Genomic DNA, 1,845 nt, shown 5'->3' with positions numbered 1-1,845 from the left:
TTTGTCTTCCATCCAGCTATATTCAATGTTAAATGCAGCGTCTCTTGCAAATTGCTTTCCATGCAAATCGCTCAAAAATCCATAGGTCATATCCATACCTGCACTTACTCCAGACGAGGTATAATATTTATCATCCACTGTCCATCTTGCACGTTTTATCCAGTTTACTTTTTCACCTTGGGTAATAACCCAATCAAACGCTATTTTGTTGGAGGTTGCTTGCCTGTTATCCAACAACCCGGTTTTGGCAAGTAGTGCACTTCCTGTACAAACGGTTAATACATACATGCTGTGTTCAGCTATTTGGCGGATGCTTTCAATCAGCAGTATGTTATCAACTGCTTCTCTTGTTCCATATCCTCCCGGTATTAAAAAAATGCCAACGCCATTGCTGATATTTTCAAGTGGCTGTGTGGCAATAGTTACTCCGTGATAATTTGAAACCAATCCGCCGGATAAAGAATAAAATGAAATAGTATACAGGTCTTTTAACTTCCCCAATATTTCTACCGGACCAAATACATCGAGGGTTTCAAAACCTTCAAATAGTAAAACGCCTACTTTCATTATTAAATCGGTTTGAAATTGTTATTGAATCACTTTAGTAATTTGGTACCTGTAAAAATAGGGCTGAAAAATAAAAATAGTTACAAAAGATAAAATGCATTTGTAAAATTTTTTTATGCTCTTCTTGCAATATCGCAAACAGGCACACGAAATCACGGGAGCATTTTTTATTCAAAATTTATTTGGGAACATCCTTAAAAAGTCTCAACAGAAAATTGACATATAGCTGCCATCATTTTTTCTTATCATTTCTTTGTAACTTGTTTTTTCAATGATTTCTCTTCATCAATAAATAACCAACCATGCCAGACCGCCGTAAATTTTTGCAGAACAGTGCCTCCTTAGTAGCAGGCAGTATGCTTATCTCTGCATTTGACAACAATGCCTTTGCTATTTTTAAAAACCGCATTGCTCCAAGCGATCAGCTAAATATAGGTGCCGTCGGCATTAAGGGTATGGGCTGGGCGAATGTTACAGCTGCCTTAAAAGTGCCGGGTGTAAACCTCGTCGCCATTTGTGATGTTGATCAATCTGTAATAGACCAACGCCTGCTCGATCTGGCTAAACTAAATGTGGATGCATCTAAAGTAAAAGTGTATCATAATTACAAAGCCTTGCTGGATCAAAAAGATATTGATGCTGTCATTATCGGCACACCGGATCATTGGCATGCATTGATAATGACCGATGCCTGTGCAGCAGGTAAAGATGTGTACGTAGAGAAGCCGGTGGGCAATTCCATTGGAGAGTGCAACAGCATGATAGCGGCACAGCAAAAATATAACCGGGTAGTACAGGCAGGGCAATGGCAAAGAAGCCAACAGCATTTTAAAGATGCGGTTGATTTTGTACAAAGCGGTCAGTTAGGAAACATTCGCACGGTAAAAGTATGGTGCTACCAGGGTTGGATGAAACCCGGTGCCGTAGTGCCGGACTCGGCCCCACCGCCTGGTGTGGACTTTGCACAGTGGCTGGGACCAGCACCAAAAAGGTCTTTTAACGCCAGTAGATTTCATTTTAATTTTCGTTGGTTTTGGGATTATGCCGGTGGTCTTATGACCGACTGGGGTGTTCATTTACTCGATTACGGATTGCTGGGTATGAAGGCAGGAACACCTAAGTCTATTGCAGCATTAGGCGGTCGTTTTGCTTACCCCGATATGCTGGAGGAAACGCCGGATACCCTGACTACTTTGTATGAATTTGACAATTTTAACCTGGTATGGGATTCTGCGATGGGTATAGATAATGGCTCCTATGGCCGTGACCATGGCATTG

General features: G+C 41.2%; 2 protein-coding genes. One reads left to right on the top strand and one right to left on the bottom strand.

Annotation, left to right across the window (positions count from 1 at the left end; translation table 11 throughout):
• The coding region (locus H7254_RS08010; protein ID WP_301932473.1) for a DJ-1/PfpI family protein at positions 1-567 on the bottom strand (567 nt) is incomplete at its 3' end.
• A 302-nt stretch (positions 568-869) separates the two neighbouring features.
• Between H7254_RS08010 and H7254_RS08005 the strand changes: the two genes are divergently transcribed.
• Positions 870-1,845, top strand: a 976-nt coding sequence (locus tag H7254_RS08005; protein WP_301932472.1) for a Gfo/Idh/MocA family protein, incomplete at its 3' end; no start/stop codon positions are given.

The sequence above is a fragment of the Ferruginibacter sp. genome (assembly GCF_014377975.1).
Taxonomy (GTDB): domain Bacteria; phylum Bacteroidota; class Bacteroidia; order Chitinophagales; family Chitinophagaceae; genus Ferruginibacter.
The sequence above is the reverse complement of the archived record's forward strand: the minus strand, read 5'-3'. Positions and strand labels throughout refer to the sequence as shown.